The sequence below is a fragment of the Streptomyces jumonjinensis genome (assembly GCF_009600885.1).
Lineage (GTDB): Bacteria > Actinomycetota > Actinomycetes > Streptomycetales > Streptomycetaceae > Streptomyces > Streptomyces jumonjinensis.
Genome location: NZ_VCLA01000172.1, coordinates 71,961 through 94,991, shown reverse-complemented (window position 1 = coordinate 94,991; position 23,031 = coordinate 71,961). Strand labels below are relative to the sequence as shown.

The 23,031-nt window shown below is 72.6% G+C and carries 19 protein-coding genes and 1 pseudogene; 5 read left to right on the top strand and 15 right to left on the bottom strand.

The window, feature by feature from the left end:
* Positions 1-155: 155 nt before the first annotated feature.
* On the bottom strand, positions 156-1,769 hold the full coding sequence (locus FF041_RS26605) for an alkaline phosphatase D family protein (protein WP_153525190.1): 1,614 nt from the start codon (positions 1,767-1,769) through the stop codon (positions 156-158).
* Positions 1,770-1,982: 213 nt separating this feature from the next.
* The gene (pdxR, locus tag FF041_RS26600) at positions 1,983-3,569 is read right to left on the bottom strand and encodes a MocR-like pyridoxine biosynthesis transcription factor PdxR (RefSeq protein WP_228388642.1); all 1,587 of its coding nucleotides are present in this window, start codon (positions 3,567-3,569) and stop codon (positions 1,983-1,985) included.
* 47 nt (positions 3,570-3,616) lie between these two features.
* Between pdxR and FF041_RS40785 the strand changes: the two are divergent.
* Positions 3,617-3,997 (top strand): annotated as a pseudogene (locus tag FF041_RS40785) (EamA family transporter); the annotation flags it as partial.
* Positions 3,998-4,654: 657 nt separating this feature from the next.
* Here the strand turns inward: FF041_RS40785 and FF041_RS26590 are convergent.
* The gene (locus tag FF041_RS26590) at positions 4,655-5,488 is read right to left on the bottom strand and encodes an alpha/beta fold hydrolase (RefSeq protein WP_153525189.1); all 834 of its coding nucleotides are present in this window, start codon (positions 5,486-5,488) and stop codon (positions 4,655-4,657) included.
* Between the two features lie 193 nt (positions 5,489-5,681).
* Between FF041_RS26590 and FF041_RS26585 the strand changes: the two genes are divergently transcribed.
* Positions 5,682-6,563, top strand: coding sequence for an RNA polymerase sigma-70 factor (locus FF041_RS26585; RefSeq protein WP_323392783.1), 882 nt, complete (start codon positions 5,682-5,684; stop codon positions 6,561-6,563).
* 259 nt (positions 6,564-6,822) lie between these two features.
* Positions 6,823-7,587, top strand: a complete 765-nt coding sequence (locus FF041_RS26580; protein ID WP_323392781.1) for a GntR family transcriptional regulator — start codon at positions 6,823-6,825, stop codon at positions 7,585-7,587.
* A gap of 473 nt (positions 7,588-8,060) precedes the next feature.
* Here FF041_RS26580 and FF041_RS26575 read toward each other — a convergent pair whose 3' ends face one another.
* The 12 genes from FF041_RS26575 to bioB all read right to left on the bottom strand — a co-directional run bounded on the left by FF041_RS26575 (position 8,061) and on the right by bioB (position 20,951).
* On the bottom strand, positions 8,061-9,218 hold the full coding sequence (locus FF041_RS26575) for an ROK family transcriptional regulator (protein WP_323371781.1): 1,158 nt from the start codon (positions 9,216-9,218) through the stop codon (positions 8,061-8,063).
* A gap of 201 nt (positions 9,219-9,419) precedes the next feature.
* On the bottom strand, positions 9,420-9,914 hold the full coding sequence (mug, locus tag FF041_RS26570) for a G/U mismatch-specific DNA glycosylase (RefSeq protein WP_323392779.1): 495 nt from the start codon (positions 9,912-9,914) through the stop codon (positions 9,420-9,422).
* 44 nt (positions 9,915-9,958) lie between these two features.
* On the bottom strand, positions 9,959-11,401 hold the full coding sequence (gene purB / locus FF041_RS26565) for an adenylosuccinate lyase (protein WP_323392777.1): 1,443 nt from the start codon (positions 11,399-11,401) through the stop codon (positions 9,959-9,961).
* A 194-nt stretch (positions 11,402-11,595) separates the two neighbouring features.
* Positions 11,596-12,375: an SGNH/GDSL hydrolase family protein gene (locus tag FF041_RS26560; RefSeq protein WP_153525186.1), complete on the bottom strand. Its 780-nt coding sequence runs from the start codon at positions 12,373-12,375 to the stop codon at positions 11,596-11,598.
* Positions 12,376-12,487: 112 nt separating this feature from the next.
* Positions 12,488-13,501: a hemolysin family protein gene (locus FF041_RS26555; protein ID WP_153483986.1), complete on the bottom strand. Its 1,014-nt coding sequence runs from the start codon at positions 13,499-13,501 to the stop codon at positions 12,488-12,490.
* Positions 13,498-14,853: a hemolysin family protein gene (locus tag FF041_RS26550; RefSeq protein ID WP_153525185.1), complete on the bottom strand. Its 1,356-nt coding sequence runs from the start codon at positions 14,851-14,853 to the stop codon at positions 13,498-13,500. Before FF041_RS26550 ends, FF041_RS26555 begins: the two co-directional genes overlap by 4 nt.
* 237 nt (positions 14,854-15,090) lie before the next feature.
* Entirely contained in the window at positions 15,091-15,513 is a 423-nt protein-coding gene (locus tag FF041_RS26545) for a GNAT family N-acetyltransferase (RefSeq protein WP_153525184.1), read from the bottom strand.
* Between the two features lie 65 nt (positions 15,514-15,578).
* Positions 15,579-16,466, bottom strand: coding sequence for an LLM class F420-dependent oxidoreductase (locus FF041_RS26540; protein ID WP_153525183.1), 888 nt, complete (start codon positions 16,464-16,466; stop codon positions 15,579-15,581).
* 349 nt (positions 16,467-16,815) lie between these two features.
* A complete protein-coding gene (locus tag FF041_RS26535; protein WP_153525182.1) occupies positions 16,816-17,502 on the bottom strand; it encodes a class I SAM-dependent methyltransferase in 687 nt (228 codons plus the stop codon).
* A 170-nt stretch (positions 17,503-17,672) separates the two neighbouring features.
* On the bottom strand, positions 17,673-18,416 hold the full coding sequence (bioD, locus tag FF041_RS26530; RefSeq protein WP_323392775.1) for a dethiobiotin synthase: 744 nt from the start codon (positions 18,414-18,416) through the stop codon (positions 17,673-17,675).
* A gap of 71 nt (positions 18,417-18,487) precedes the next feature.
* Positions 18,488-19,798, bottom strand: a complete 1,311-nt coding sequence (locus FF041_RS26525) for an adenosylmethionine--8-amino-7-oxononanoate transaminase (RefSeq protein ID WP_153525181.1) — start codon at positions 19,796-19,798, stop codon at positions 18,488-18,490.
* On the bottom strand, positions 19,791-20,951 hold the full coding sequence (bioB, locus tag FF041_RS26520; protein WP_153525180.1) for a biotin synthase BioB: 1,161 nt from the start codon (positions 20,949-20,951) through the stop codon (positions 19,791-19,793). The genes FF041_RS26525 and bioB overlap by 8 nt, the downstream gene beginning before the upstream one ends.
* Positions 20,952-21,157: 206 nt before the next feature.
* On the opposite strand from bioB, the gene FF041_RS26515 reads away from it, so the two are divergent.
* Together FF041_RS26515 and FF041_RS26510 are read left to right on the top strand one after the other, a co-directional pair.
* Positions 21,158-22,324: an 8-amino-7-oxononanoate synthase gene (locus FF041_RS26515; protein WP_153525179.1), complete on the top strand. Its 1,167-nt coding sequence runs from the start codon at positions 21,158-21,160 to the stop codon at positions 22,322-22,324.
* Between the two features lie 208 nt (positions 22,325-22,532).
* Entirely contained in the window at positions 22,533-22,964 is a 432-nt protein-coding gene (locus tag FF041_RS26510) for an ATP-binding protein (RefSeq protein WP_153525177.1), read from the top strand.
* The last annotated feature ends 67 nt before the right edge of the window (positions 22,965-23,031 follow it).

Sequence of the window (23,031 nt, the reverse complement as noted above, 5' to 3'; positions counted from 1 at the left end):
TGGCCGCGCCGTGTTGCCTGGTCACGAACGCCTTGTGACCGATGAGTTAAGCGCCGGACCAGGTGGCTGAAGGCCGGAACGCTTTCCAGAGCCGGGACGCCCGCACCGCCGGCCGCGTGGAACCGGGCCGCCCGGCCGGGCCTACTGCCCCACCCCTACTGCCCCACCCGCCCCGGCTGGAGCACCTTGCTGAAGAGCACCGCCCCGCCCTCGGCCCGCAGCCGTACCGTCAACTCCCCGCTCCCGCCGTCGATGTCCACCTCGCCGAAGTACTGCGGGGACTCCATCGGCGACACATTCGCCCGCTCCGGCGCGCGCACGAAGACCTGGCGCGGACCGAAGGTCGCGTCGAGCGCGCTGGCCGGGAAGCCGCCCGCCGCCAGCGGACCCGTGACGAACTCCCAGAACGGCTCGAAGTCCGTGAACGCCGCCCGCTCCGGCTCGTACCGATGCGCCGAGGTGTAGTGCACATCGGCGGTCAGCCAGACCGTGCCCGCGATCCGGCGGTGCTTGATGAACCGCAGCAGCTCGGCGATCTGCAACTCCCGCCCCAGCGGCGCCCCCGGATCGCCCTGCGCCACCGCTTCGAAGTTCGCCGCCCCGTCCGGCACGACGAGCCCGATCGGCATGTCCGCCGCTATCACCTTCCACACCGCCCGAGACCGCGCCAGCTCCCGCTTGAGCCAGGCCAGCTGCTCCGCGCCGAGAATTCCCTGCTGGTCGTCGGCCTGCCGGCCGGGGGAATTGGCGTTCCGGTACGAGCGCATGTCCAGCACGAAGACATCGAGCAGCGGGCCGTGCCGTACCACCCGGTGCATACGCCCGGTGCGGCCGTTCGGCGAGAGCGTCGACACCGGGAAGTACTCGCCGAAGGCGCGCAGCGCCCGCGCGGCCAGCACATCCACCCGCTTCTCCGTATAGCGCGGGTCATCGAGAATCTGACCCGGGTACCAGTTGTTGCGCACCTCGTGATCGTCCCACTGCACCACGGACGGCACCTGCGCGTTGAAGTTCCGGGCATGGTCGTCGAGGAGGTTGTAGCGGAAGTTGCCCCGGAAATCGTCGAGTGTCTGCGCGACCCGGGATTTCTCCTCAGTGGTGATATTCCGCCAGATCCGGCCGTCGGGAAGGGTGACGCTCGGCTTGATCACTCCATCCGCGTAGATCGTGTCGCCGCTGCACAGAAAGAAATCCGGATCGAGCCGGCGCATTTCCTCGTAGACGCGGTAGCCGCCGATGTCCGGATTGATGCCCCAGCCCTGGCCCGCGATATCCCCCGACCAAAGAAAACGCACGTCCGCGCGGCGTCGGACGGGCGCGGTACGGAAGGTTCCGTACACCGGCTCACCGGTACGGCGGGGGTCCTCGGGGTCCGCGAGCGTCACCCGGTAGTGGATCTGCTCGCCCGGCGGGAGCCCGCGCAGCGCCGTCGTGCCCGTGAAGTCCGTGCCGGGTCCGAGCAGCGGGCCGTGGCGACGGCGCGCGCCCCGGAACGACTCCGTCGCCGAGGTCTCCACGATCATGCGCGCGGGCCGGTCGGAGCGCACCCAGACCAGCCCGGACGACGCCGTCACATCGCCCGACTGCACACCCCAGGCGGCCCGGGGACGCCCGGAGAGGGCCAGCGCGGGCGCGGAGCCCAGCACGGGCAGCGCCAGCGCCGCCGACGCGGCGGCCGTGCCGAGCAGCAGGGAGCGGCGGCCGGGGAGCGCCGTGCGCGGGCCGCCGCCCGCGTCAGGAGTACGGGGAGGGGTCTGGCGGTGTGGCATCGGCGTGGCCTCCAGGGTCCAGAACGGTCGAGTCGTCGGATTTCGGCGCGGTTCGTCGAGCCGGGTCCGTTGGCCGGTCCCGGCGGTGCGGTGCGGTTCGCCGAGCCGGGCCCTGCCCGCTGACCGGGTACGGCGATGCGGTGCGGACCGCCGACCCATTCCTACCGCCCGGTCACGGCGGGCGACCGAACCCCGGGTGAACAGTGGATGCTCTCAGTCCGCCGTCTCCCGCGCCAGCAGCCGTATGCCCCGCATGATGTCGGACGGCGTGAGATGGGCGTACCCCAGAACCAGCCGTACCCCCGGCTCTCCCGGCTCCCGGGCCGGGGGTACGGCCGTATGCGCGGACAGCGGACGCAGCGCCACCCCGGCCCGCGCCGCGCGGGCCAGCAGCCGTTCCTCGGGCCCGTACCGCCCGGGCAGCCGGGCGATGATGTGCAGCCCCGCCGCGATCCCGCTCACCTCGGTGCCGGGAAGGTGCGCGGCGAGGGCGTGCACGAGCGCGTCGCGCCGCTCCCGGTAGGCGCGCTGACAGCGGCGCAGCTGCCGGTCGTAGCCGCCCCGGTCGATGAAGTCCGCCAGCAGCGCCTGGTCGAGCGCGGGATTGCCCAGATCCATGGTGCGCTTGCGCTCGACGACCTCGTCCCTCATCCGCCGGGGCACCAGCAGCCAGCCCAGCCGCAGCCCCGGCGCGAGCGACTTGCTCACCGAGCCGCTGTACGCCACCCGCTCCGGGTCGAGCCCCTGGAGCGCGCCGACCGGGGCCCGGTCGTAGCGGAAGTCGCCGTCGTAGTCGTCCTCCACGATCAGCCCGTCCACCGCTCTCGCCCAGTCGAGCAGCTCGGCGCGGCGCTGCGCGGAGTAGGCGATTCCGGTGGGGAACTGATGGGCGGGGGTGGTCGCCACGGCCGCTGCCCCGGAGCGTCGCAGCGGCTCCATCGCCAGCCCGTCGCGGTCCAGCGGCAGCGGGGTCATGCTCAGCCCGGCGGCGCTCAGCAGCGGGCCGTGCTCGGGGCTCCCCGGATCCTCCACCCCGATGGTCCTAAGCCCCCGGCCGCGCAGCACGAAGCCGAGCAGGGTCATCGCCTGGGCGACGCCCGAGCACACCACCAGGCACTCCGGGTCGGCGACGACCCCCCGCCGCCGGGTCAGCAGCGAGGCCAGCGCGGTCCGCAGCTCGGGCAGCCCGCGCGGGTCGGGGTAGCCGAGCGCGTGATGCGGCAGCCGCGCGAGCACCGACCGGTGCGCCGCGGCCCACGCGGCCCGGGGGAAGAGCGAGAGGTCGGGGGTGCCGGGACGGAAGTCCACCAGCGCGCCGGACGCCCGCGGCGCGAGATCCCGGGCCGCGCTCTCCCCGGCGCGCACCGCCTCCCCGACCCAGGTGCCCGAGCCCCGGTCGCTGCGCAGATACCCCTCGGCGGTCAGCTGTTCGTACGCCTCGGTGACCAGGCCCCGGGAGACGCCGAGATCGGCGGCGAGCTCGCGGCTGGACGGCAGCCGGGTACCGGCCGCCAGCCGCCCGGATCTGACCGCGTCGCGCAGCGCCGACTGGAGGGCCCGCCCGCGCTGCCGGGCCGGCGCGGCGGCGGCGGGCAGCAGCAGCTCCCACGCCGGACCCGGCCTGTCCGCACCTGTACCCGGCCCGTCCGTACCCGTGTCCGTACCGCCCGTGTCCGTACCGCCCGTACCCGGCCCGTCCGCGCCACTCGCTCCCCTCGGAACGGCGCCCGCGTCGCCTCCCCGGGAATCCGCCGAAGCACCTTCGCCGGCGCTGTCCGAAGTGGTCCCCGATGACGTCATGAAAGTGGACCTTAAAGGGGACCGCCCCGGTCCCTAGCGTCACCCCCATGAACCACCCGAAGAACCCCGTCGACGCCCACGCCCTGCGCGGGGTGCTCCTGGTCTCCTTCGCCTACTGCCTCGTCGGAGCCTCTTTCACCGCCAACAGCGTCCTCGGCGACTACCCCTACGCGGGCGGTCAGGCCGTACGGTACGCACTCGCCTTCCTGCTGCTGCTCCCGCTGCTCGGCGGCCGGGCGGCGCTCGCCCCCCTCCGTGCGCTGACCCCGCGTCAATGGGGGCGGATCGCGCTGCTCGCCGCGGTCGGGATGGTGGGCTTCAACCTCGCCGTCCTGGCCGCCGAACGCACCGCGGAACCCGCCGTTCCAGGGGTCTTCGTCGGCTGTGCGCCCGTCGTCGTCGCCGTGCTCGTACCGCTGACCGAGGGCCGCCGCCCCACCCGTCCCGTGCTGTACGGAGCCCTTCTCGTCGCCGCCGGAGCCTTCGCGGTCCAGGGCTGGGGCCGCGCCGACACGGCGGGCATCGTCTGGTCGGTGGCCGCGCTCGCCGGGGAGGTCGGCTTCGCCGTGCTCGCCGCGCCCGTGCTGCGGCCCCTCGGCCCCCGGCTGCTCACGGCGTGCGTCTGCGCGGTCGCCGCGATCGAGTCCGCCCTCGTCGGTCTCGCCGTCGACGGCTCGGGGTTCGTCCGGATGCCGGACCGGAGTGAGGGATGGGCGCTGCTGTGGCAGGCGGCCGTGGTCACCGTCATCGGCTTCGTGGCCTGGTACATGGGCGTCCAGCGCATCGGCACCGAGCGCGCCACCCTCTTCACGGGGCTGATCCCCGTCACCGCCGCCCTCTCCGCGCCCCTGGTGGGAGCGGGGACGTTCGGCGCCGCCCAGGCGGCCGGAGGCGTACTGGTGGGAGCGGGCGCGGCCCTCGGCTCGGGGGTGTTCGGCAGCCGCGCCGGGACGCTGGCCGCCGTGGCCGCCGAGGGTGACGCGGGCGGGGTGCCGGATGCCGTGGGTGACGCGGGCGGGATACGAGCCGGGGCCCCGGACGCCGTCGCCGGCGAGGAGGCCCCGGGCGGCAGCCGCGCCGGGGCCTCAGACGCTGCTGCCGTCCAGCACCACCCGGGCGACGAGCGCGGGATCGTCGCTCATGGGGACATGCCCGCAGCCGGGCAGCCGGACGAGACGCGCGCCGGGGATGGCCCGCTTGGCCCGGATGCCCTGACGGCGCAGCAGCAGCCGGTCCCGGGCGCCCCAGCCGATGGTGACCGGCACATCCGGGATGTCGTCGGCGAACAGGACGTCCCGCCCGGCGGCGAGCGTCTCGTCGAAGCCGGTGGCGGCCCGCAGCGCGAGGGTCTCGGCGACGACCGACTCGGATGACCGCCGGGCGGGCCGGGCGTAGACGGCGCCGGTCAGCGCCGTCCGCCCGGCCGCCGAGCGGGACAGCCCCTCTATCACCGGCAGCGGCATCGACCGCGCCCCGGCCCGCAGCGCCTTGAGCGTCCCGTACGCGAAGATCCGCTCCCGCTCGTTCCAGAACCCGGCGGGCGACAGCGCCGTGACGGACCGTACGAGCCCGGCCCGGCCCAGCTCCAGGGCGAGCAGCCCGCCGAGGGAGTTGCCCGCGACATGCGGTCGGCCGATCCCCAGCGCCGCGCAGAGCGAGCCCAGGACCGAACCGACGGTCGCCAGGTCGTAGGGGACTCCGTCGGGCAGCGGCGGAGAGACCCCGAAACCGGGCAGATCGACCGCTATGACATCGCGCTCGGCGGCCAGTATGCGGATCACCGGCTCCCATGCCTGCCAGTGGTGCCCTATGCCGTGGAGCAGCAGGAGCGGCTCTCCCGAGCCATTCCTCTGATACGCGACCGACAGCGTCCGGACGCCTTGGGGCGACTCAATGGAGAACGAAATGTCCGCGACCATGCGTGTTGCTCCCTCATGTCGCCCCTGTTCGGAGACGGTAGACAGTGTGTCAATAACAATTACCGTCCAGTAGAATCGAGTTCAAGAGGCTGACGCCGCCGAGAGGCATATCGACCCCCCACTTCCGGCCGGGAGACATATGACGCACCGGAGCCGCCTGGACACAGGCTCTCCGGTGGGCTGGGATGGAGGGGTGGTGAGCGAATTCCCGACCGATGTCTTCGAAGAACACCGTCCTGTGCTGGTCGCGGTGGCCTACCGCATGCTCGGACGGGTGGCCGACGCCGAGGACGTGGTCCAGGACGCCTGGCTGCGCTGGACCGCCCGGGAGCGCGAGCAGGTCGCGGAACCCCGCGCCTATCTCGTACGGATCACCACCCGCCTCGCCATCGACCGGCTGCGGCAGATCCAGACCCGGCGGGAGTCCTATGTCGGACCGTGGCTCCCCGAACCGATCGTGACAGACATCGGGCATACCATCCCCGACCCGGCTGAACGGACGGTTCTCGCCGAATCCGTGTCCCTCGCCGTGCTCGTCGTCCTGGAGTCGCTGTCCCCTCTTGAGCGCGCGGTGTTCGTGCTGCGCGAGGCATTCGGCCTGCCGTACGGGGAGATCGCGGCTGCCCTGGAGCGCTCCGAGGCGGCCGTGCGTCAGCTCGCGGGGCGCGCGCGCCGCCATGTGGAGGAGCGCAGGCCCCGCTATGACGTGGACCCCGACGCCTGCCGCGAGCTGACCGAGCGCTTTCTCGCCGCCGCGACCGGCGGCGACTTGAAGGGCGTGCTCGCCCTTCTCGCGGAGGACGCGCGCCTGAGCGGCGACGGCGGCGGGCTCTCCAAGGCCCCGCCGCGGATCATGTACAGCGCGGACAAGATCGCCCGCTTCCTCTGTGCGGTGAGCGGCTCGGCATCCGGCCTTGAGTACCGGCTCACCGAGATCAACGGAGCCCCCGCACTGCTCGTCCTCTCCGACGGAAAGCCGGACACCGTGCTCCAGCTGGGAATCGTGGACGGACGTATTCAGTGCGTCTACATCGTGCGCAATCCCGACAAACTCATCGGGGTGACTTCCATGTAACCCCCGTCCGCATCCCCTTCTGTGCACGTCAGGCCCCTTGTCCGAAAAAACACCGGCGGTCTGTCGCGCGCGCTTCACTGGGGTGCTAACAGCCTGTGAACGCTTCCCCGATCGAGTCGACTTCTCAGGGCGGTAAACGCAGGATTGGTCTTGACCAAGGTCCCGTGCCGTCCTATGGTCGGCAGAGATAGTGCAGGAACCTTTAATAAACAAGGGCGCGGAAAAGCCGCCGCTGACACGGCGATTGCGGAGGATCAGGGTGGGGACCACGCAGCTGGAATCAGTGCCGGAGCCGAAGTACTGGCACCTCAAGATGGTGATCGGAGAAGCACTCGACTCGGATTTCACGGTAGGGGAGATCCTGCCGAATGAGCGGGACCTGGCGGCGCGCTTCGGAGTCGCCCGGGCGACTCTGCGCCAGGCACTCGAACAACTCGAACTCGAAGGGCGGCTCCAGCGCCGCCGCGGCGTCGGTACGACCGTGGCCCCGCCGCGCATGGGTGTGGACGTCTCCACCACCCAGCACGCCTGGCCCGGCTCGGCACAGGACGCCTGGCAGTCCTTCGACTGCGCCAGGGCCGTGCCGCCCGCCGCGGTGGCCCGGATGCTGGCGACCGCTGAGCACGAGGAGACGTACACCCTGCGCAGGCTGCGCGTCAGCCATGGGCAGCCGGTCGCCGCCGAGCAGCTCTTCGTGCCGGCGTCGTCGGTCCCCGAGCTGTCGGCCATAGACGCGCCCTCCGGAGCGGCGCGCGCCCGCGCGGTGCTCCGCGAGCTCCAGCGCCTCGATCTGGACGGCCAGGACCGTGCGGTGGAGCTGGGATCCGCCCGCGCCGACGACGCGAGGGAACTCGACCGGCTGCCCGGCTCACCGGTGCTGGTCGTCACCACCCGGTACTTCTCCCAGGGCAGGACCGCGGCCGTCACCCTGGCGACCTACCGGGCCGACACCTGCCGGCTCACCTTCGGGGACTCCGGCGATGTGCAGATCAGCCACCACGGTGAGGAGCGCCGCGCCTCCTGAGCCCCTGTGCTTTCGGAGCCTTTCGCGAGGCTCCCGAGTGACTGAGCTGTGCCTTCCGGGACGCCCGCGAGGCTCCCAAGCGACCTGTGCCCTTCCGAGCGACCTGTGCCTCCGGGCCCCGCCCGCGAGGCTCCCAAGCGATCCGCGCCTCTCGCGAGACTCTCCCGAGTGACCCGTATCCTTCAAGCCACCCGCGAGGCTTCTGAGCGACCCGTTGGCCTTCAGAGCCACCCGTATCTTTCAAGCCACCCGCGAGGCTCCCGAGCTGCCCCTGCCTCCTGGGCCGCCCCTGTGATCCGCTCCCGGCGAGACGGCGGGAAGCCCCCGGCCGTCAGGAGCCGCCGCGCCCCGCGTGGAAGACATCCCCGAGGGCGCCCCACGACAGGCGCACCCGACAGACGCACCCCGCACCACCCGCACGGCCCTGCACCATCCGCACGGCCCGCCGCGCCGAGCCCTGGAAAGCGCCCCGCTCAGCGGCGGGCCGTCACCGTGCTCTCCACCGCGAACAGCTCTTCCTCGACATGATCGAGCGCCAGCCGCAGCGCCCCCGTCGCCACCGCGGCCTCCCGCAGCAGGGAGAGCGCCACCCGAGGCGGTCGCAGACAGTACCGCGCCAGCTCGTCCCGGAGCGGATCGAGCACACCGTCGATCCCGGCCGCCCAGCCGCCGACCACCACCAGCTCCGGATCGAGCGCCAGCACCAGCGCCGCCACATCGTGCACCAGCCGCTGAATGAACCGCTCCACCGCCGCCTGGGCCCGGGCGTCGCCCTGCTTGGCCAGCGTGAAGACCTGCGCCACCGCGTGCTCGTCGAGCGGATGCAGTGGCTCGTCCGTCGTCGACAGCAGCTTCTCCGGGGTCGCCTCGCGCCCCAGCAGATGCAGCGCGCCTATCTCGCCCGCCGCGCCCCCGAAGCCACGGTGCAGCCGTCCGCCGATCAGCGCCCCCGCCCCCGGGCTCAGCCCGGCCAGCACGAAGACGACGTCGTCGGAGTCCTTCGCCGACCCCTTCCAGTGCTCGGCGACCGCCGCCGCGTTGGCGTCGTTCTCCACCAGCACCGGACAGCGGAACGAGCGCTGGAGCCGCTGCCCGAGCGGCAGCCCGGTCCAGCCCGGCAGCGCCGTCCCCAGCCGGACCGTCCCATCGGTCTCCACGATGCCCGGCGACCCGACGCCGACCGCCCGCAGATTGGTCCGCGGCACCCCGGCCCGTCGCAGCACATCCGCGATCACCTGCCGCACCCGCTCCAGCCGGTCGTCCGCCGAAGCGCTCTCCGACACCTCGCGGGACCCTGCCCCGATGATGCGCCCGTCCAGCCCGGACACCAGCGCGGCGACCCGGTGCGGACCTATCTCCACGCCGAGCAGATGGCCCGCCTCGACCCGGAACCGGAAGCGTCGCGCCGGGCGGCCCTGACGGCGTGCCTCGCCCTCCTCGGGCACCGACTCGCTCACCAGACCCGCCTCGATGAGCCCCTCGATCACGCCCTCGACCGTCGGCCGGGACAACCCCGTGAGCCGTGTCAGATCCGTGAGCGTGGGGGAGCCGGCGCCTCGCAGCGCATGCAGTACCACCGCGGAGTTGATCCGCCGCAGCAGCGACGGATCACCGCCGGTCAGCCGCCCCACCATGTGTCCTTCCAGCCCTCGCTCGCGCAGCTCGGGCGTGTGTGTCTGCCGGATCGTACTCGCTGGGCCGTATGACGTGCACGATCGGTGCACGGGGTGCAACGCGACCCCCTCCGCGGGCGGGCGGCGGAAACCGCCGCCGACGCCGCCGACCCCGCCCCCGTACCGTCCGCGGCCCGCGCCGGTCCACCGGTCCAGGTCCTAAACGGACGCCTCCGCGGCTGCCCGCAGCCGTCCGAACTCCGCCGCCATCGACTCGGTCGTCCAGTGCGCGTTCAGCCCGCTCGGATTGGGCAGCACCCAGATCCGCGTCTCGCCGATCAGGCTCTCCTGCGGCCCGATGCGCGCCTTTCGCTCGCCGAACGCCGTGCGGTACGCCGTGACCCCGACCACCGCGAGCCACCGGGGCCGCAGCAGCTCCGTCTTGGCCCGCAGCAGCCGCCCGCCCTCCCGGAGCTCCTCGGCGCTCAGCTCATCGGCGCGCGCGGTGGCCCGGGCCACCACATTGGTGATCCCGAGGCCGTACGTCAGCAGCTCCCGCTGCTCCGACGGCTTCAGCAGCCGGGGCGTGAACCCCGACCGCTGGAGCACCGGCCAGAAGCGGTTGCCCGGACGGGCGAAGTGATGGCCGGTCGCCGCCGACATCAGCCCCGGATTGATCCCGCAGAACAGTACGGAGAGCCCGTCCGCCACCACATCGTCGACGACCCGGTCACGGGCAGCCGCCTCCTCCTCGGGCTTCAGAGGATCGACCCCGGGGTGTAACCGGCCGCGGCGGGGTGCCGCTCGGTGACCTCCTCGATCCGGGCGACCACGGCCGCGACCTGACCGGCCGCCGCACCCGTGAAGGACAGCTTGTCCGCCATCAGCGCGTCCAGCTCCGCCCGGTCCAGCGGAATCCGCTCGTCCGCCGCGAGCCTGTCGAGCAGCTCATTGCGCTCCGCGCCCTGCTCCCGCATCGCCAGCGCGGCGGCGACCGCGTTCTCCTTGATCGCCTCGTGCGCCTCCTCGCGGCCCACTCCGGCCCGCACCGCGCCCATCAGCACCTTGGTGGTGGCGAGGAACGGCAGATAGCGGTCGAGCTCCCGCGCGATCACGGCCGGGAACGCGCCGAACTCGTCCAGCACCGTCAGAAACGTCTCCAGCAGCCCGTCGAGGGCGAAGAACGCGTCCGGCAGGGCCACCCGGCGCACCACGGAACAGGACACATCGCCCTCGTTCCACTGGTCGCCCGCGAGCTCGCCCGTCATCGAGGCGTAGCCCCGCAGAATCACCGTCAGCCCGTTCACCCGCTCACAGGAACGGGTGTTCATCTTGTGCGGCATCGCCGACGAGCCGACCTGACCCGGCTTGAAGCCCTCGGTGACCAGCTCGTGCCCCGCCATCAGCCGGATCGTCTTGGCGAGCGAGGAAGGACCGGCGGCCAGCTGCACCAGCGCCGACACCACGTCGTAGTCGAGCGAACGGGGGTAGACCTGGCCGACCGAGGTGAAGGCCCGCGCGAACCCGAGATGACCGGCGATCCGCCGCTCCAGCTCGGCGAGGTCCGACGCGTCGCCGCCCAGCAGATCCAGCATGTCCTGCGCCGTGCCCACCGGGCCCTTGATCCCGCGCAGCGGATAGCGGGCCAGCAGCTCCTCCAGCCGCCAGTACGCCACCAGCAGCTCGTCGGCCACCGTCGCGAAACGCTTGCCGAGGGTCGTGGCCTGCGCGGCCACATTGTGCGAACGCCCGGCCATCACCAGCTCGGCGTACTCGGCGGAGAGCCGGCCCAGCCGGGCCAGCACCGCTACCGAGCGGTCCCGCACCAGCTCCAGCGACAGCCGGATCTGGAGCTGCTCCACATTCTCGGTCAGATCGCGGGAGGTCATGCCCTTGTGGATCTGCTCATGGCCCGCGAGGGCGTTGAACTCCTCGATCCGCGCCTTCACATCGTGGCGGGTGACCTTCTCACGCTCGGCGATCGACGCCAGATCGACCTGGTCGAGCACCCGCTCGTAGTCGTCGATGGCGGCTTCCGGCACCTCGATGCCGAGATCCTTCTGGGCGCGCAGCACCGCGAGCCAGAGCTGACGCTCCAGCCTCACCTTCTGCTCGGGGGACCAGAGGGCCGCCAGCTCCACAGAGGCATAGCGGCCGGCCAGGACATTGGGGATACGGGGCTTCGCAGACAGAGCAGTCACACGGACAGAGTCTACTGGCGGTTTACGCAGGCCAGCGCCCCGGTCCCGGTTGTACGTTGCTACGAGAGCACGGGCGGGATCCGCGACGGCGAAGCCCCGGACAGAGCGAAGGCCCCAGGCAGGGCGAAGGTCCCAGCCGAGGCGAAGGCCGAGCCCCACCCGACACGCCCCCACCCGACACGCCCCGGGCCGCCCTACGCGGACGGCGGCTCGTACGGCAGCAGCTCGGGCCGTTTCGGCACAAGCCCATCCCCGGAGGACCGCCCCGTCAGCCGCCGCCCTATCCACGGGCCCAGATGGCGGCGGGCGAACCGCAGATCCGCCGCCCGCCGCGCGGTCCAGCGCTCCGGGGCCGCCGGGGGCAGCGGGGACCGCCAGTCGTCCTCCGCGCCGAGACCGAGCGTCTGCCAGACCGCCTCGGCCACCCGCCGGTGCCCCTCCGCCGTCAGATGCAGCCGGTCCGCGTCCCAGAGCCGGGGATCGCCGAGCGCCCCCGAGCCGTAGAGATCCACGACCAGCGCGCCATGCCGGGCGGCCAGCTCGTCCACATGGGCGAAGAGCTCCTCCATCCGGGGGCGGAACCGTGCCAGCACCGGGCCCGTACGGCCGGGGCTGCGCATCAGCACCAGCCGTCCGCACGACGGCGCGAGCGTCTCCACGGCCTCTTCCAGCAGCCCCCGCACCCTGCCCATGTCGCATGCCGGGCGCAGCGTGTCGTTGAGGCCGCCCACCAGCGTCACCACATCCGCCCGCATTCCCGCGGCGACCGGGACCTGCTCGTCGACGATCTGGCGGATGAGCTTTCCGCGTACCGCGAGGTTTGCGTAACGGAACCCCGGGCTGCGGGCGGCCAGCCGGGCCGCGAGCAGATCCGCCCAGCCCCGGTAGGAGCCGTCCGGCAGAAGGTCGGACATGCCTTCGGTAAAGGAATCGCCTACCGCGACAAAGCTTGTGTAGTCGGCACTCATCTCCATGGCGAGGTGATCCTACCGCCGGTAAGGTCCCTCGGTCCGGTATCACGGCCCATGGCGAACGGCCCGGGCCCCCGCGAGGGGACCCGGGCCGTTCACCGTGGTGCCGCCGGGATCAGTCGCGGGTGCCGACCAGCTCCCGCAGCACATCCTCCATGGTCACCAGGCCCTCCGGCGTACCGTCCTCGTCGAGGACCGCCGCCAGATGGGTACGGCTGCGGCGCATCGCGGTCAGGACGTCGTCCAGCGGCGTCGTCGCCCGAACCCGGGCGATCGGCCGCATGGCCGAGACCGGGAAGGCCACATCGCGCGGAGCCGCGTCCAGGGCGTCCTTCACATGGAGATAGCCCAGGATGCCGCGGCCCGGGTCGACCACGGGGAAACGGGAGAAACCGGACTCGGCGGAGAGCCGCTCCAGCTGCTCCGGGGTGGTCCCGACCCCGGCGTACACCACCTGCTCGATCGGCATGATCACGTCATGCACCGGTCGGCGGCCCAGCTCCAGCGCATCGCGCAGCCGTTCCGCCGAACGGTCGTCCAGCAGGCCCGCGTCGCCCGCGTCCGCCACCATCCGGGCGAGCTCGTCGTCCGAGAAGGTGGCGGCGACCTCGTCCTTGGCCTCCACCCGCAGCAGCTTGAGCAGCGTATTGGCGAACGCGTTGATCGTGAAGATCACCGGACGCAGCGCCCTCGCCACGGCCACCAGCGGCGGCCCCAGCAGCAGCGCACTGCGCGTCGGCTCGGCGAGCGCGATGTTCTTGGGCACCATCTCGCCCAGGAGCATATGAAGATAGGTCGCCAGCGACAGCGCGATCACGAACGAGATCGGATGGATGGCGCCCTCGGGCACTCCCAGCGCGTGGAAGACCGGCTCCAGCAGATGGGCGATCGCCGGCTCGGCGACGATGCCCAGGATCAGGGTGCAGAGCGTGATCCCGAGCTGGGCCGCCGCCAGCAGCGCCGACACATGCTCCAGACCCCACAGCACACTGCGGGCACGCCGGTTCCCGGCCTCCGCCGCCGGCTCGATCTGACTGCGGCGGACGGAGATCAGCGCGAACTCCGCCCCCACGAAGAAGGCATTGACCACCAGGGTCAGAAAACCGATGAACAGCTGAACCGCGATCATCGCCCGGCCCCCTCGGTGCGGTCGGACCCCTGGGCGGACGCCGTCGACGGAAGGGGCGCGTGCATCAGCACCCGCGCCGCCCGCCGCCCGGACGCGTCGACCACATCGAGCCGCCAGCCCTCCAGATCGATCCGGTCGCCCTCTGCCGGAATACGGCCCAGCTCGGTGGCGACCAGCCCGGCGAGCGTCTCGTAAGGGCCCTCCGGAACCTTCAGACCGACCTGCTCCAGCTGGTCGGTACGGGCCGCGCCGTCGGCGGACCACAGCGAACGGCCGTCCGCGTCCGCACCGGCCGGAGCCAGATCCGGAGTCTCATGCGGATCGTGCTCGTCACGCACCTCGCCGACGACCTCCTCGACGATGTCCTCCATCGTGACCACACCGGCGGTGCCGCCGTACTCGTCGATCACGATGGCCATCGTGGACCGGCCGCCGAGCCGGTCCATCAGCTTGTCCACGGTCAGCGTCTCCGGCACCAGCAACGGCTCGCGCAGCACCTCGGCCACGCTCCGCCGGGGGCGCAGCTCGGCCGGGACCGCCAGCACGTCCTTGATGTGGGCGATCCCCACGACGGTGTCGAGACTGCCCCGGTAGACGGGGAAGCGGGAGAGCCCGGTGGCCCGGGTGGCGTTGGCGACGTCCTCCGCCGTCGCCTGCACCTCCAGCGCCGTGACCTGGACCCGCGGGGTCATCACATTCTCGGCGGTCAGCTCCGCGAGGCTGAGGGTGCGCACGAACAGCTCGGCGGTGTCCGCCTCCAGCGCGCCCTCCTTCGCGGAGTGCCGGGCGAGCGCCACCAGCTCCTGCGGGCTGCGCGCGGAGGCCAGCTCCTCGGTCGGCTCCATGCCGAGCCGGCGCAGAATGCGGTTGGCGGTGTTGTTGAGATGGCTGATCAGCGGTTTGAACGCGGCGGTGAACAGCCGCTGCGCCGGGCCCACGGCCTTCGCGACGGCCAGCGGCGAGGAGATGGCCCAGTTCTTGGGCACCAGCTCGCCGACGACCATCAGCACCACCGTGGAGAGCGCGGTGCCGATGACCAGGGCGACCGAGGAGGCGACCGAGGGGGAGAGGCCGAGATCCTCGACCGGGCCCTGGATCAGCTTGGAGATCGACGGCTCGGAGAGCATGCCGACGACCAGATTGGTCACGGTGATGCCGAGCTGCGCGCCGGAGAGCTGGAAGGTGAGGCCCCGTACCGCTTTGAGGGCGCTCGCCGCGCCGCGCTCGCCGCGCTCGGCGGCACGTTCGAGGTCGGCGCGCTGGACGGTGGTGAGGGAGAACTCCGCCGCGACGAAGACGCCGCAGGCGAGTGAGAGCAGCACCGCCACGAACAGGAGGAGCACTTCGGTCATCGGGTCACCTCCGTCCCATGATCCGGGAGGGGCGCGAGGCGTGCTCGATGTCTGCTACTGGGAGGCTCGTCCATGGACGGACGCTCACACCTTTCGTACGGAGAGTGATGGTCCCCCCATCGTAAAGGATCAGCAAAGTCCTACGGCGGGAAGGGTGCTACCAGACTATCCGGACGGCCGGGCCCCGGCTGAGCCGAGGACCCGGCGGGAAGCCTCAGGCGGACCCGGCAGCGCATCTCAGACGTACGGCTTCACCCAGCGTCGCCAGTGGTTCTCACGCCGGTATCCGGCCGCCGCCCAGGCCCGCTGCGCCCGGTCGTTCTCCTCCAGCACCATCGCGTCGCCGCGCCGCCCGCCCAGCCGGGTGAAACGCTCCTCGGCGGCCTCCAGCAGCGCCGTCGCGACCCCCTGCCGGCGGTGGGAGGGATGGACGGCGAGCCGGTACAGCGAGCAGCGCCAGCCGTCCCAGCCGGCGATCACCGAGCCCACCAGCTTCCCGTCGCGCTCGGCCAGGATCAGCGCTCCGGGGTCGCGGTCGATGAGCCGGGTGACGCCGTCCACATCGTCCGTGATGCTCGTGCCCTCGGCGGCTTCGGCCCAGAAGGCGAGCACGGTCCCGGCCTCATCGGCCCCGGCGGTACGTATACGCAGGTTGTTCATGATCAGAGCCAAGCACGCACCGCTCGGCCGGAGCCACCGGTTTCGGCCGCCGCCGCCGTGTCCGGTCACTCCCCGCGCAGCAGCGCCACCACCGGAGCGAACGACTCCAGATAAGGGTCGAGAACGGTGAACGAGGTGAAGCCGTACCGCTCGCGCAGGGCGCGCAGCCGGTCCGCGATCACCTCGGCCGTCCCGATCGCCATCACCGGCAGTTCCAGCGCCCGCGCTGTGGTCAGCCCGCGCAGCTGCGGCGTCCGCGCCAGCAGCTCCCGGACCACCGCCTCGGGGTCGTCGGTGACCGTGGGGGTCTGGATCAGAAGATTCAGCTCCAGCTCATCGGCCCGGTCCCCGGCCAGTGCGCGGTAGGCGGCGATCCGCTCGTCCAGCTCCCCGGGGCTCAGCGGGATCAGCCCGTCGGCGCTCTCGCGTGCCCCGGTGAGCGCGACGGTGTCCGCGTACTCCACCGCGAGCCTCAGCACCCGGTCCCCGTTCCCGGCGATCACCAGCGGCGGACGGGGCCGCTGTGACACCTGGGGGAGATGCGACGGATCGGAGAGCAGCCGGTCCAGTTCCTCGACCGTACGGCGCAGATGATCCACCCGGCCGCCGCGGCTGAGGAAGGGGATACCGGCCCGCTCGTGCTCCTCCCGCACATAGCCCGTGCCGAGGCCGACCTCCAGCCGGCCGCCGGTCAGCCCGTCCACGGTGGCGATCTCCCGGGCCAGCAGAGCCGGATTCCAGAAACCGGCATTGAGGACCAGGGTGCCCAGCCGGACCCGCTCCGTCGCCGAGGCCGCGGCCACCAGCGCCGGGAAAGGGGCCGGCATGCCCAGGTGATCGGGCACCTGGATGAGGTCATAGCCGAGCTCCTCGGCGCGGCGGCACTTCTCGCGCCACTGCGCGCCATCGGCCGGCGCCAGCATGTTCACAGAGAAACGGAACGGCCTGGACAAGGGCACTCCTCTGATCCCGGGCGCGGCGGCCTCTCCGATGACCGATGGCCGGCCGCCGCCGACTCCCGTACGGCTCACCGACATTAGGTCGTGTCTTCAAAGTCCCGTCTGTCTGCCGTGCCCTGGCACCGCACCTCGCTGCGTTGTCGTCGGTCGCCGATGCTCCGCATGGACTCCCTCCTCCGCCTTGCGATGCACGGCACCAGACCCCGCCAGACCCTCCCCCTGGGCTTCGCCCGGGGGGACCCCCATCCGGGCGGACGACGCTACTTCGAAGACACTCCCTCCGCCCGGCGACCCGGGGCCAGACCGCGTCGTCATGCGCCGGTGACAGGCGCGGAGGGTTACGTCACGTGGGCCGGTCCCCGGTGAAGGGACGGCGGGCGACCCCCAGCACACACGGCGAGGCCGGCACCTGGATGCCGCGCTCCGGTATCCGCAGCCGCCGGTACACGCCCAGCTCGAAACCGGCCGCCCCGATCTCCGCCACCGTGTCCCGGGCGGTGTGACAGCCGCCGAACAGCAGCGGCCACACCGTGCGGTCGACCACCCGCTGAAGGCGGGCCAGACCCTTGCTCTGGGCCTGGCAGTGCTCGAAGAACCGCAGCTCACCGCCCGGTCGCAGGACCCGCATCAGCTCGGCCAGCGAACGGGGCAGATCCCGTACGGAACAGAGCACCAGCGAGCAGACGGCGCCGTCGAAGGCCTCGCTCTTGACCGGCAGGGCCTCCGCCGCGCCCGGCACCACATCGACCGGGACCCCGGCCCGGCCCGCCGACTGGAGCGCCAGCGCGCGCAGGGTGCGCTCCGGTTCGATCGCGACCACCTCGGAGACGGCGGAGGGGTAGTGCGCGAAATTCAGTCCATTGCCCGCGCCGATCTCGATGATCCGGCCGCTCAGCCCGGCCAGCAGCTCATCGCGGTGGGCCGCGATGCCCGCCCCGCTGTCCGCCGCGACGCTGAACCCGGCGTAGAACCGCGCGAACACCGGGTGATGGACGGCGTCCCTGGGCACTCCCGCGCCACGCCTGCGCATCGCTGCCTCCTCGGACGGCGGGTGCGGCCTCTCCCGTTCATTCTCCCCCCGCACCGCGAAGGAGTCACCCGCCCGGGTGGCCGCCTGTCCCACGGCGCGGCCTCAGAGCACGGCGCGGTTCGTCCCACGGCGGGGCTCGTCCCTCAGCGAGGCTCGCGGCCCGGTGCGGCTCAGAGCACGGCGGCAGCCGCCATCGGGCCGGGGTGCGCCGCCGAGGTGAAGGCGTCCGCGTCCCACCCCCCGCCCAGGGCCGGCGCGAACCACTGGGCCGCCCGCGCCCGGAAGTCCTCGGGCGTCAGCAGCCCGGCACCCTGGGGCACGGCGCCGAGCAGCGGCGCTCCGGCCGCGTCCGGCAGATCCAGCAGATTGCACCGTGCGGCGAGATCGGGCCGCTCAGGCCAGCTGCCGACCACGACGCCGAGCTGATCGAGCCCGCGCGTCCGCAGCGCCTCACCGGTCAGCGCCGCCGAGTTGAGCGTGCCGAGCCCCGCCGCCGCGACCACCAGCACCGGAGCGCCGAGCAGCCGTGCCGTGTCGGCGAGCGTGCCGCCGTCGTCGTCGAACCGTACGAGCAGTCCGCCCGCGCCCTCGACGAGCACCAGGTCGTACCGTTCGGCGAGCCGGGCGACGGCGTCGGCCGCATCCGCCGCCCGCACCCCGCCCCGTCCGGCGCGGCGCGCGGCGGTGGCGGGCGCGAGCGGCTCGGGGAACCGCGCCAGCTCCAGCGTGCGCACCTCCCCGCAGAGCCGCCGCACCTCCTCCAGATCCCCTGGCTCCCCCGTGCCGACACCGGTCTGCGCGGGCTTCACCACCGCGACCCGGCGGCCTCCCTCCCGCGCGAGGGCGGCGAGCCCCGCCGTGACGACGGTCTTGCCGATGCCGGTCCCGGTTCCGGAGACCACGATGACGGACACGACTGCTGCTCTGCCTCTCTCTGGTTCGCTCTGGTTCTCACCCGGTCGGCTCCCCGGCACGGGGAGCCGACTCACCCCGCGGCTGCCGACGCGCACACAGCCTCGCAGACCCGCCCGAGGTCCGCGTCGTCCATCACATACGGCGGCATCACATAGATCAGGTCCCGGAACGGCCGCAGCCACACCCCGGCCCGTACCGCCGCCCCGGTCGCCGCGGCCAGGTCCACCTCGTGGTCCAGCTGTACGACGCCGATGCCGCCCAGGACGCGTACCTCCCGCACCCCCGGCAGCTTCCCGGCCTCCGCCAGCCCCTCCCCGAGGCCCGACTCCAGGCGTTTGACCTCCTGGGCCCAGTCCTGTCCGAGCAGCAGATCGATCGAGGCCCCCGCCACCGCGGCGGCGAGCGGGTTGGCCATGAACGTCGGCCCGTGCGCCAGCACCGGGACCTCGCCGCGCGAGATCCCGTCCGCGACGGCGGAGGTGCACAGGGTCGCCGCCATCGACAGATAGCCGCCCGTCAGCGCCTTGCCCAGACACATCACATCCGGCGAGACCCCGGCCTGTCCGGCCGCGAACAGCGTCCCGGTACGCCCGAACCCCGTGGCGATCTCGTCGAAGACCAGCAGCACCCCGTGCTCGTCGCACGCCTCCCGCAGCACCCGCAGATACCCGGGGGAGTGGAAGCGCATGCCCCCCGCGCCCTGCACCACCGGCTCCACGATCACGGCCGCCAGCTCATGGGCGTGCCGGGCGACCGCCGCCCGCAGCGTCTTCGCGTACGCCTCGTCGAACCCGGCGGGCGGCGCGTCGGCGAAGAGCTGGCGCGGCAGCACCCCCGACCAGAGCCGGTGCATTCCGCCGTCGGGGTCGCAGACCGCCATCGGCTGCCAGGTGTCCCCGTGGTAGCCGCCGCGCCAGGTGAGCAGGCGCCGCTTCTCGGGGCGGCCCAGCGAACGCCAGTGCTGGAGGCACATCTTGACCGCGACCTCGACCGCCACCGAGCCCGAGTCGGACAGGAACACATGGCGCAGCGGCTCGGGGGTGATCTCCACCAGCCGGGCCGCCAGCCGCACGGCCGGCTCATGGGTCAGCCCGCCGAACATCACATGGCTCATCCGCTCCAGCTGGGTGCGGGCCGCCTCGTTGAGCACGGGGTGGTTGTAGCCGTGGATCGCCGACCACCACGACGACATGCCGTCGATCAGCTCATGCCGCCCGTGCGCGGGTTCGGCCAGTCGCAGCCGTACGCCCGAAGCCGACGCCACCACCAGCGGATCGGCACGGCCCGGCATCGGGCTGTACGGATGCCACACATGCGCCCGGTCCAGCTCCAGCAGTTCACCGACCGGGAGGGGGCCGGGGGCGGTGAGCGGCTCAGGCATTGGGGGCGAGATCCGTTCCGGCGCCGCGGCGGCGCACGGTCACCAGATCCGTCCGCGCGGCGGGAGCCTCGTCCGCCGGCTCGACCGGCTGTTCCGTCGGCGCGTCGGCCGCGCTTCCGCTGCCGCACACCGAGCCGCAGCCGCCGCGCTCCCGGTGCTCGGGGAGGGTGGCCGTGCCCGCGCCCTCCACCTCGAAGCCCGCGTCGGCGATCATGTCCAGATCCGCCTTGCCGGCCTGGCCCTCGCTGGTCAGATAGTCGCCCAGGAAGATCGAGTTCACCAGGTGCAGCGCGAGCGGCTGCATCGAGCGCAGATGCACCTCGCGTCCGCCCGCGAGCCGTACCTCCACATCGGGGCAGACGAACCGCACCATCGCCAGAATCCGCAGACAGCGCTGCGGCGTCAGATTCCACTCCTTGGCCAGCGGAGTGCCCTCGAAGGGGATCAGAAAGTTCACCGGCACCGAGTCCGGGTCCAGCTCGCGCAGCGAGAAGACCACGTCGACCAGGTCCTCATCCGCCTCGCCCATGCCCGCGATCAGCCCGGAGCAGGCCGAGAGCCCCGCCGCCTGCGCCTGGTGGACCGTGTCCACCCGGTCCGCGTAGGTGTGGGTGGTGGTGATGTCCCCGTAGGTCCCCTCGGAGGTGTTGAGATTGTGGTTGTACGCGTCCGCTCCCGCGTCCCGCAGCCGCTCGGCCTGGCCCGCGGAGAGCAGCCCGAGACAGGCGCACACCTCGACGTCCTCGTTCTGCTCCTTGATCGCCTCGATGGTCTTCGAGACGCGGTCCACATCCCGGTCGGTCGGGCCCCGGCCGCTCGCCACCAGACAGACGCGCTTCGCGCCGCCCGCGACCCCGGCCGCCGCGGCCTCCGACGCCTCGTGCGGCTTGAGCCAGGTGTACTTCAGGATCTCCGCCTTGGACCCGAGCCGCTGGGAGCAGTAGGAGCAGTCCTCGGGGCACAGCCCCGATTTGAGATTGACGAGATAGTTCAGTTTCACCCGCCGTCCGAACCACTGACGGCGTACCCTCCCCGCCGCGGCCACCACGTCGAGCAGCTCGTCGTCGGAGGTCGCCAGTACGGCGAGCGCCTCTTCACGGGTCGGCGGCTCGCGCCGCAGCCCCTTCTCCACCAGCGTGTTCAGCAGGTCCATGACGCCGATCCTGGCGCACGGGAGACGCCCGGGGAAAGGTGGAACCCCACAACAGACCCTGGCCGACGTGTGTGCAGGACCACATTCGCCGTGCGGACGGCCCCGGCTAGGGTCTGTGCGCTGCCTACAAAAAGCCCTTCGCGCCACCGAATCCGTCAATCCCCCGGTGCCCCGGGGACCTTCGCACCGGAAGAGGCCCGACGACCATGACCCAGGATCCTTTCGAGTGGATCGAGGACGAGTCGCGCCGTCGTGAGCGGGCGGGCCTCACCCGGGTGCTCCGGCCCCGTACCGCCGGGGCCCGGCCGCTCGATCTGGCCGGGAACGACTATCTGGGCCTGACCCGCCATCCGGAGATCACCGGGGCGGCGGCCGAGGCGGCCCACCGCTGGGGCGCGGGCGCCACCGGCTCCCGGCTGGTCACCGGCAGCACCGCGCTCCACGCCGAACTCGAAGCCGAACTGGCCGCGTTCTGCGGATTCGAGGCCGCGCTGGTGCTGGCCTCCGGCTACGCGGCCAATCTCGCCGCGGTGACCGCGCTCAGCGGGCGGGAGTCGCTCATCGTCTCCGACGCGGGCAATCACGCCTCCATCGTGGACGGCTGCCGGCTGTCGCGCGCCCGGACCGCGATCGCCGCGCACACCGACCCGGACGCGGTGGGCAAGGCGCTCGACGCCGAGCCGGGGCGGCGCGCGCTCGTGGTCACGGACTCGGTCTTCTCGGTGGACGGGGACGTGGCTCCGCTGGCCGCGCTCGCCGAGCTCTGCCGGGCGCGCGGCGCGGCGCTGCTGGTGGACGACGCGCACGGTCTCGGCGTACTCGGCGACGGCGGGCGGGGCGCGCTCCACGCGGCGGGTATCGCGGGCGGCGCGGGGGTGGTCGCCACGCTCACCCTCTCCAAGTCGCTGGGCAGCCAGGGCGGTGCGGTCCTCGGACCGGCCAGGGTGATCGGCCATCTGGTCAACACCGCCCGGACCTTCATCTTCGACACCGGTCTGGCCCCGGCCGCCGCCGGAGCGGCGCTGGCCGCGCTGCGGCTGCTGAAGCGCGAGCCGGAGCGCGCGGACCGGGTGCGCTCAGCCGCGGGAGCGCTCCACCGCGGTCTCACGGCACGGGGTCTGACGGCCGTCCGGCCCGACGCCGCCGTGGTCTCCGTACGGGCGCCGTCGCCCGAGGCGGCGGTGGAGTGGGCGGCGCGGTGCGGGGCCGCCGGTCTCGCCGTCGGCTGTTTCCGTCCTCCGTCGGTGCCGGACGGCATCTCGCGGCTGCGGTTGACGGCCCGCGCCGATCTGACCGGCCCGCAGATCGCACATGCGGTCTCGACGGTCGCCGGGACCGCGCCGCCCGACGCGGTGGGCGCTCGGATGCTCTGAGCCGGATGGGGGGTGTCCCTGACGATCCTGCACGCCACGTCGCAGAGTTCACCGTTTTGAGCGACAGATATCTGCACATCTTGGTGGATCGCCGCATCCGGGGACACGAGGAATGGCAGTCTGGCGGCCAGCGCAATCCGTGGCCGCCCGCGTCATTCCCCGGCTTCGAGTTCGGAGCCCGGCCGCGGTGGGGAAGGGAAGCGTCGCCATGGCAGACATCCGGGAAGCCTCCGTCACTCTGCCGAGCGATCCCGCCTCGGTGGCCGCGGCACGGAGATTCGCCGCCGACGTCGTCGCGGAGTGGGGACTGCCGGCCGGCGGCGATCCCGTCCACACCGTCAGGCTGATCGTCTCGGAACTCGCCACCAACGCCGTGCAGCACACCTTCGGACAGTCGCCCGCCTTCACGGTCGATCTGGCGCTGGAGCTGGGCGACGGGCTGCGCATCGGGGTGACCGACAGCCATCCGCGCCAGCCGCAGCGGCTGCCCGCGGCGGTACGCCAGGACAACGGCCGCGGCATGGCGATCGTCCGCAGCCTCACGGCGGAGGGCAGGGGGAGACTCACCGTCACCCCCACCCCGCAGGGCGGCAAAACGGTCTGGATCGCGCTGCCCTGGGCCGCCCCGGCCCACAGCTGAGAGCGCGCGCCACCGGCCCTGCGCGCGCCACCGGCCCTGCGCGCGCCACCGGTCCCGCTCGTCCTGG